8 protein-coding genes and 1 pseudogene are annotated in these 8,299 nt (G+C 57.5%); 3 read left to right on the top strand and 6 right to left on the bottom strand.

Features of this window, described 5'->3' with window-relative positions; genetic code table 11:
* Positions 1-836 (top strand): MFS transporter (locus UB90_RS20615; protein WP_157888775.1); only part of this gene is annotated, 836 nt, incomplete at its 5' end.
* Between the two features lies 1 nt (position 837).
* Positions 838-1,266: a YqaA family protein gene (locus tag UB90_RS20610; RefSeq protein ID WP_065326745.1), complete on the top strand. Its 429-nt coding sequence runs from the start codon at positions 838-840 to the stop codon at positions 1,264-1,266.
* A 593-nt stretch (positions 1,267-1,859) separates the two neighbouring features.
* Here UB90_RS20610 and UB90_RS22625 read toward each other — a convergent pair.
* A pseudogene (locus UB90_RS22625) lies at positions 1,860-2,661 on the bottom strand (IS5 family transposase).
* A 447-nt stretch (positions 2,662-3,108) separates the two neighbouring features.
* Here UB90_RS22625 and UB90_RS20595 point away from each other — a divergent pair.
* Entirely contained in the window at positions 3,109-4,533 is a 1,425-nt protein-coding gene (locus UB90_RS20595; RefSeq protein ID WP_065326744.1) for a Hint domain-containing protein, read from the top strand.
* A 140-nt stretch (positions 4,534-4,673) separates the two neighbouring features.
* On the opposite strand, the gene UB90_RS20590 is transcribed toward UB90_RS20595, so the two are convergent.
* From UB90_RS20590 to UB90_RS20570, 5 genes are all read right to left on the bottom strand, one after another.
* Positions 4,674-5,420, bottom strand: a complete 747-nt coding sequence (locus UB90_RS20590; RefSeq protein ID WP_009178554.1) for an amino acid ABC transporter ATP-binding protein — start codon at positions 5,418-5,420, stop codon at positions 4,674-4,676.
* Positions 5,417-6,091 carry an amino acid ABC transporter permease gene (locus UB90_RS20585; RefSeq protein ID WP_065326743.1) on the bottom strand — a complete coding sequence of 225 codons (675 nt, stop codon included), beginning with the start codon at positions 6,089-6,091 and terminating at the stop codon, positions 5,417-5,419. The genes UB90_RS20590 and UB90_RS20585 overlap by 4 nt, the downstream gene beginning before the upstream one ends.
* A 4-nt stretch (positions 6,092-6,095) precedes the next feature.
* Positions 6,096-6,848, bottom strand: a complete 753-nt coding sequence (locus UB90_RS20580; protein ID WP_065326742.1) for an amino acid ABC transporter substrate-binding protein — start codon at positions 6,846-6,848, stop codon at positions 6,096-6,098.
* Between the two features lie 247 nt (positions 6,849-7,095).
* Positions 7,096-7,914 carry an energy transducer TonB gene (locus UB90_RS20575; RefSeq protein ID WP_065326741.1) on the bottom strand — a complete coding sequence of 273 codons (819 nt, stop codon included), beginning with the start codon at positions 7,912-7,914 and terminating at the stop codon, positions 7,096-7,098.
* Positions 7,911-8,294, bottom strand: coding sequence for an ExbD/TolR family protein (locus UB90_RS20570; RefSeq protein WP_065323843.1), 384 nt, complete (start codon positions 8,292-8,294; stop codon positions 7,911-7,913). Before UB90_RS20570 ends, UB90_RS20575 begins: the two co-directional genes overlap by 4 nt.
* Positions 8,295-8,299: the final 5 nt, after the last annotated feature.

Raw genomic sequence — 8,299 nt, 5'->3', positions numbered from 1 at the left:
ACAATACGCTGTTCCTAGGAACTGTGGCCGGCTTTGCTGCTTCAGCGCTTTTAGTGGTTTCAGTGATACTGCCGAGCCCTCAGGCCGCGGAACCGCGGGGAATTTATGACCGCACAACGCGTGGAATGCGCATTTACCTGGCAACCCCGCGATTGCGCGGCCTACTTGCGCTCAACCTTGCGGTCTCGGCAACCGGGGCGATGGTTCTGGTCAACTCGGTCGTTCTGGTGCGCGGCCTGCTCGGCCTGCCGGAAAGCGCGCTAGCCTGGACGATGTTCGCATTCGGCACAGGCTCCATGGCGGCGGCACTGCTGCTACCAAGGCTTCTGGACCGGCTTCCCGACCGCCCCGTCATGCTCTCGGGTGCCTTCCTCATGATTCTCTCCTTGCTTGGGCTCGCGGGAAGCATCGCCGCTTCGGATCTGCACTGGGGAGCTCTGCTTCTCGCCTGGCTGATTGCGGGCTTCGGCTATTCCGCAGTGCTGACCCCCGCAGGGCGGTTGTTGAAGCGTTCGGCGCATGCCGAGGACAGGCCCGCAGTGTTTGCTGCACAGTTCGCGCTGTCGCATGCCTGCTGGCTGGTCACCTATCCGCTGTCCGGCTGGCTGATGACACAGTTGGGTGCCATCCCCGCGCTGGTCACCTTGGCCGCGCTGGCGGGAATTGGGATCATGGTCTGTCTGCTGCTGTGGCCCAGCGGAACGGCTGGGGAAATCGAGCACACGCACGACGATCTGCCGCTTGACCACCCGCATCTGCGGGATCACGGGGTAACCGGGCACAAGCATGAGGTCATCATTGACGATCTGCACCGCAGTTGGCCGATGCGCTCCTGACATGCTGTCCATCGCCGGTCTGTTTACGGCGGCCTTGGTGGCTGCAACGCTCGTGCCTGCACAGTCAGAGGCTGTGCTCGCTGGGATGGTGGTTGTCGGCAGTCACCCGGTATGGCTGCTTCTGGCGGTTGCAACATCAGGAAATGTCCTGGGTTCTATCCTCAACTGGGCGGCCGGGCGGTATCTGATGCATTTCTCGGATCGCGGCTGGTTCCCGGTATCTCGTGCGCGATTGGATCAGGCAGCGGCTTGGTACGGCAAATATGGGCGCTGGAGTCTTCTCGGGTCTTGGGTGCCAGTGATTGGAGATCCACTGACGCTGGCGGCAGGTCTCCTGCGCGAACCGCTTTGGCGCTTCGTGCTTATCGTGACCATCGCAAAGGGCGGACGCTACCTTGTTGTTGCCGGCGTTGCATCCGCTGCCGCCTGACACGGGCAAACTTGCAGTCAGCTTTCGCCGCTCTGCATGAATGGCCGCTGTCGATTTTGGGTCAGAAATGCTTGACGTTTGGGTCAGAATTGAAAGCTGCGGTCTTGTAGTTTCTTTAGGTTTTGGTCGTTGATTGGGTCATAGGTGTTCGACGTTCCACACATTTGTTGAACGTCAGGCGAAATTGACCTAGGCGTCATAAACTGACCCAATCCACTGTTTTTGCCGTGTGGCTTGTTGCGTTGATCTGACCTTCCATTCGGAAAATCAGGGCTGATTTGCAGGTTCAGTCGGCGAAGCCGCCTGTTCCTGCTGATCTGCCACGTGGCGAACGCGGGAGGGGGCGAGGCAATGCTATTCGACCGGGTAGGTGCGGCCCGCAGGCGCAGCCGAGGACACGGCCCGGTCTAATCGGATTGCCCGAGGGGGAGGGTAGCACCCTCTCCCTGACGGCCAGGGGCGTTTGGCTTTTCCAAATCCCACTGGCCCACAAAACAGAAGCGGCGGGGCCATCAGCCCCGCCTCAGTGTTGCGGTCATTCAATTTTGAAAACTGAGTTCACAGGTTTGATACGCAACCCCTAGGGTCATGATTCATAAGCAATAAATTACGAGAGAAGCTAGGGCGATGGCTGAGAGGAACACCTTGGGGCATCGGTCATAGCGGATTGCCACGCGCCTCCAATCCTTGAGCCTGCCGAACATGATCTCGATACGGTTTCGCCGTTTGTAGCGGCGCTTGTCATATTTGACCGATGTCTTCCGCTGCTTCCGGCCTGGATTGCAAGCGCGTATGCCCTTGTCTTGCAAGGCTTCTCTGAACCAGTCGGCGTCGTAGCCTCGGTCTCCGAGCAGCCATTTTACGTTTGGCAGACTGCCCAGCAGAGCTCGCGCGCCGATGTAATCACTGACCTGCCCAGCGGTGACGAACAGGTTCAGCGGCCGAGCCTGGCTGTCACAGATGGTGTGCAGCTTGGTGTTCGTACCGCCCTTGGTGCGACCGATCAGGCGACCACGTCCCCCTTTTTCGGCAACCATACTGGTCGCCGTTCGATGTGCCTTGAGGTATGTTGCTTCGATCATCACGGTCTTCTCCTCGCCGTGTTTCGCAGCCAGCCCGACCATCATTCGAGCGAAGATGCCTTTCTCGCTCCAATGCTTCCAGCGGCTGTAAAGCGTTTCCGGGGCTTATGCGGCCCCACCGGGGCCACGGTCCCCTTCAACTGTGCGGGCCATAGGCTGCAGGGGCAGCGCGTCACCTTAACCCATTGCGGTTGATGAATATTACCCCACTCAGAACGCGGTTGTCATCGACCCGGGGCTTTCCGTGCGACTTCGGAAAGAAAGGTTCCAGACGCGCCATTTGCGCGTCGGTCAGCCAGAAAAGATCGCTCATGTCACAGCTCCATTTTCGGAGCTGTGAATCAGGCAGTGCGACCGAAATCAATGCATCCTGACCCTAGATCACGCAGCCAATTGTCCCAAAATCCCTGACGACGGACAAATATGGGGCGTGTTCGTAGGCGACGCATCAACAAGATGGATGAGACGGATGCGCGCCAAGTTCTGTGTCATTTTCTGAATATGTCACATTCCGTGAATGGTATGTGCCGCAAACATGATGTGTTTTTGCCATCATAAGATCACACTGCCTACCCAAGACGTAACACATGCAATGAATGCCGGTTGTCGCTGCCCTCATGGTGAAAGTGCCGGGATACATCGAAGCCATATCGCGTTCCTGCGCCGCCTATGAGGTGGCTCACATGTGCGCGGGGTGTTTCGATATCTTTACCTAATTCTGCCATTGGCAGAGTGTGTTTGTTACGAAGAGGCGTAGGCCATGCCCGAAATCGACATTATCCGGCTCGACGAGGATCCCCGGCAAAGCGATCATGGCATTCGGGCGGACACGGCGTCTCGCGGGGTTGATCTTGAGGGGGCGCAGATTGTTGCCACCTATGCAGATGGAACAACTGAGACCATTACCTGGAAGGCGCTGGACCCCTACACTGCCGGCGGAGCCACCGGCGACAACATCGATATGTTCTTCGGGTATGACTGGCACGAATTGTCCACGACCAAGACCCTGACGTCGCTGCAAATTGATCTCGCGCCTGCAAACTCTGTTTTCGATACCACCTACGCCAGTGACGGCAATCCAGATGACCCCTCGACAACCGGGTCGAAGGAGGGTTTTCCTTTCCAACTTTCCCCAGACTATGAGGATTTGAGCGGCAAGATCACCACGACCTACTCTGGTATTGCGGGCCTGAATGGCAACGCACCTGTCGGTGACCTCTACACCACGATGACGATTGACTTCACTGGGCTTCCCGGTGGGGGCTTATTGGGGGATCTGGTCTGGAAGTCCGATATCGACACGTTGACTGGCCCATTTGAGCCTGAACTTGTCGCCATTGACGATGTGATTTCGATTTCTGGAGATGGATCGGAAACCATTGATATCCTGGGCAATGACGAACATCCCGACGGCAGCACACTGACCATCACTCATATTGCAGGAAAACCGGTTTCCGCCGGGGACTCGGTGACGCTGAGCAGCGGTGAGGTGGTGAAGCTGAATGCGGATGGTACGCTCACGATAACCAACGACACACCTCATGATGAAACCAGCAGTTTCACCTATACGGTCAAGGACGACCAAGGACACAGTGACACCGGGTTGGTTCAAGTGGAAACCAAGGTCACGCCGCCACCTTGCTTTGTGGCAGGCACATTGATCAATACCGAGGTGGGGCCGATCGCGGTCGAAGATCTCAGCATCGGTATGCACATTGTGACCCGAGACCACGGGCTACAGCCTCTACGCTGGATCGGGCGCAGCCGGCGCTATGCAACCGGGCACAATGCACCGGTCGTTTTTGCCTCCGGTGCATTAGGGGACCATGGAGAAGTGGCGCTGTCGCCCAATCACCGCGTTCTTGTTACGTCTGAACTGGCGGATTTGCAGTTTGGTCAATCTGAAGTGCTGGTTAAGGCAAAGCATCTCGTCAATGGTGATACCATTCGTTTTCAGGCAGATGGCGCACTTGTTTCATATGTGCATCTGCTCTTTGACCGCCATGAAATCGTGTGTGGAAACGGGCTGGAAAGCGAAAGTTATCACCCTGGTGCCGAGACGCTTGAAGCATTTGATGCCGAGACACGGGCCGAAGTTCTGGAACTCATGTCAGATTGGCAAAACTACGGCCCCTCCGCACGCCTGACGCTAAAGTCGCGAGAAAGCGCTTTGTTGCAGCTTTGAGCGCTCGGCTGTGAGGCTGTGCCGAATGGCTGTATCTCTGTAGTGGGCACACGAGCCCGTCAGGGCCGGGCTAATGTTCAATCCTGTGCTCGGGGCCTTTTCGGTCGCGCGGCTACGGATCAGTTCATTCGCAGGCGCAATTATAAGACGCGGCGCAAAAATGCGCGCGTGCGCGGGTCTTGGGGGGTGTTGAGAATTTGGTCTGGCGGGCCCTGTTCGACCACGTCACCCCCAGTCATGAAAATGATCCGATCCGCGATTTCGCGGGCGAATTGCATCTCGTGCGTGACGATCAACATGGTTTGCCCCTTTTCAGCAACCCGGCGCATCAGATCAAGCACCTCTCCCACCCATTCTGGATCGAGCGCAGAGGTTGGCTCATCAAACAACATCAGATCGGCATCCAATGCCATCGCACGACCGATCCCAACCCGTTGCTGCTGCCCGCCTGAAAGTGCAGCTGGGTAGGCGTTTGCCTTATCCAACAGGCCGGTTTCTTTCAAAATCGCCTCTGCGCGCGCATCGGCCTCCGGGCGAGAGAGGCCCTTAACCGTGATCAGAGCCTGCGTGATGTTTTGTTGTGCGGTCTTATTGGCAAAGAGCGCATAGTTTTGGAACACAAAGGACGTGCGCCGCCGCAACGCGAGGATATCGGCTCGGCTTGCTTGTGCGGCGTCTACCGTCAAATCGCCAACCCGGATCAATCCGCGGTCCGGCTGGTCGAGAAAGTTCAGGCTGCGCAGCAGCGTCGATTTCCCAGTGCCAGACGGGCCAATAATGACCACGCGCTCACCCGGTTCGATCTCAAGCGAGATATCGCGAAGAACGGTTGTCTCGCCAAAAGATTTGCTGAGGCCGGAAATGCTGATGCCTGCGGTCTCGCTCATCGTGCGTGCGCCTTGTTCAGGTAGGTTTCCAGATGACGCTGACCAAAAGAGAGCGCCTCGACAATGCCCCAGTAGATCGCGGCGGCGACCAGAAAGGCTTCGAAGTAGAGAAAGCTGCCAGCAGCTTCTTTTTGCGTCGCGCCCATCAGTTCGGTGACGCCCAGCGTAAACGCCAGAGACGTGCCTTTGATCATGTCGATGAAGTAGTTGACCAGCGTCGGAGCTGCGACGCGGGCGGCCTGTGGCAGGATGATCTGCCGCATCATCTGGCCTTGCGTCATGCCAACCGCTTGGGCGGCTTCCCACTGGCTGCGATCAACCCCGAGGATGGCTGCGCGAATGCTCTCGGCCATATAGGCCGAGAAATGCAGCGTCAGCCCCATGATCGTTGCGGTCACGCCGTTGATGGTGCCAAGGAATGATAGCACCTGTGGCAAGCCATAGTAGAACAAGAACAGCTGAACCAGCAGCGGTGTGCCGCGAAAGAAGCTGATAAACAGCCGTACCACACCATCAAGAACCGGAATCTGAAAGACCCGCTCGACTGCAAGGATGGATGCCAGCACCAGCGCACAGGCCATGCCGACAACCGCCATAAACAGCGTCAGGGGAACATAGCCCAGCAGGATCGGAACCAGATCCCACATGTATTCCAGATTCAGGCCTTGCACAGGATTACTCCGCCACGGTGATGTCGGTGCCGAACCATTTGTTCGAAATCTCCGACAGGGTGCCGTCTTCTTTGAGCGTGGTCAGCGCGGCATCAAATTTGTCACGCAGCGCGATACCGTTTTCATCAGTGCGGAAGGGCAGGGCGTTGCGGATTTCGCTGAAAGGAGACCCCGCGAGCGCGAGCGGCAACGGGCTTTCGGAAATCAGCTGCGCCGAAGACACCCGATCCATCACAAAGGCATCGACACGGCCCAGAGCGGTATCTTGTGCAATGTTGCTTTCATAGGTGCGGATCTCGATTTCAGAGGCGTTCGGAAGTGTGTTCAGCAGCTCCTCAAAATTGGAGCCAAGGTTCACGGCCACGGATTTCCCGCTCAGATCAGAGGTGTTCTTGATGGTGTCCTCATTGCCGCGTTTGACCACGACCTGCGCGCCATCGTAGACATACGGCTGAGAAAACGCGAATTTCTGCTCGCGTTCGGGCGTGATGGTGATCTGATTTGCGATAGTGTCGATGCGGCCGGATTCCAATGCGCCAATCAGGCCCGAGAACGACATGGTGACAAAATTCACCTCATCGCCGGTTTCTTCGGCGATTGCGTTGATCACATCAACTTCAAACCCTTGCAGTTCATCCAGCTTGACGAAGGTGAAGGGAAAGTAGCCGCCGGACATGCCGACATTGATGGTTTCCGCATGGGCAGTGCCGAATGCGGTGGCGAGGGTGAGTGCGGTGATGGCGATCTGTTTCTTCATGGGTAAGCTCCATTGACTTGACCCGCAGGTATCGATCAGGCGGCGCAACTTCAATGCCACGCATGCAGACAGGTCCGACATGGTGAATAATACGCATGACGTGGGAAATTGTTCCCGTGGCTATGGGCGTATTGAAACACTGTTTGATCTCCGAGCCGGGTCATGAGAACGGCAGACAGGCAGGCCATAAAAAGAGCGCGCCCGGAGGGGGTGGTTCCACACCGGACACGCTGTTTGTTGCCAAAGCTTATCGGCTAAATGAGATCTTCAGGGAGAATGGGAACTGAGTTCCCGGCAAATTGTTCGGCGCTTTGGGGAACCTGCGTGCGCTTTTGATTGCGCTGAGCGCCGCCTGGTCAAAGGCAGCCTGTCCTGAGGACCGCGCGATACCGTAATTCAGCAGCTGCCCATCGCGGCTGACCGTCAGTCGCACAACAACCGACCCGTCGCCTCGCCCCCCTGAGGGGTAGCGTTTGCGTCGCTCGATACGCGAGCGAATTTTTGCGCCCCAAACAGCGACGAGTTTTGCCTGTTGCCCTTTGTTAAGGGTTGTATTGGCGCTCGTCGAGGTTCCTGCCTGCGATGAGCCACCCGAACCAGCGGCGCGTTGTTCGGTGCGCCCGGCGCTGTTGTTTTGCGCTTTTTGTCCGGTTTCAGGAGCTTCTTCCGGCTCAGGCTCGGGTTCAGGTTCTGGCTCGGGTTCCGGTGGTGGCGGCGCTGTTTCCGTATCGATTTCAGGCGCATCTACCTTTTGGGGTTCAGCCATGGCCAGTCGCACTTCGGCGCGGGGGGCGGGGGTGTTATCCAGTTGCGCAAGTCCGGGGGGAGGAGGCGTATCCATCTCTGGTGCATCCAGAACCTCTTGCTGAACTTGTGGCGTTTCTGGCGGTTTTTCCCACTGTTGCACCATCTCCCGAACCGTCGGAGCAGCGCCGGCGATTGAGACGACATATTCGCCCCCAGCCCCACCGGCCTCACTGCCGTCTTGTGGGAAACTGGCGAATATCGCCACGTGAACAGCAAGTGCGAGGCCAGAAAATAGGCTGCCTTCGATCCAATGTTTCATCTTGGGCTCACCACCAGTTCGACACGCGCAAAGCCTGCCGCCGACAATTGACCAAGCAGCCCTGCAGCGGCGGCGGCTTCTAGTTCTGCATCCGCACGCAATTGTAAAACGGCATCCTGCGACGATACATCTGCCAACCGAGACAGAGCGGCGTCTCCTTCAAAGCCGTCAAATGATAGCTTTCCACTCTTATCCACATAGAGCGTGGCTTGGGCTTCGAGCGGAGTGTCCAAAGCCGCCTCTGGCGGGGTGACCTCGAACGGGTCAGGTTGTGCCAAACGGGACGTCATGAGGAAGAAGATCAGCAGCAGGAACACTACGTTGATCATCGGCACAATTGATTCCGCGCGAGGGCGGCGGGGGGCGTCTGTAAAATCCATCTGCG

Origin of the sequence: Tritonibacter mobilis (assembly GCF_001681715.1) — a bacterium.
Classification (GTDB): domain Bacteria; phylum Pseudomonadota; class Alphaproteobacteria; order Rhodobacterales; family Rhodobacteraceae; genus Epibacterium; species Epibacterium mobile.
Note: the sequence above shows the minus strand (reverse complement) of the source record. Positions and strands in the feature narration are given on the sequence as shown.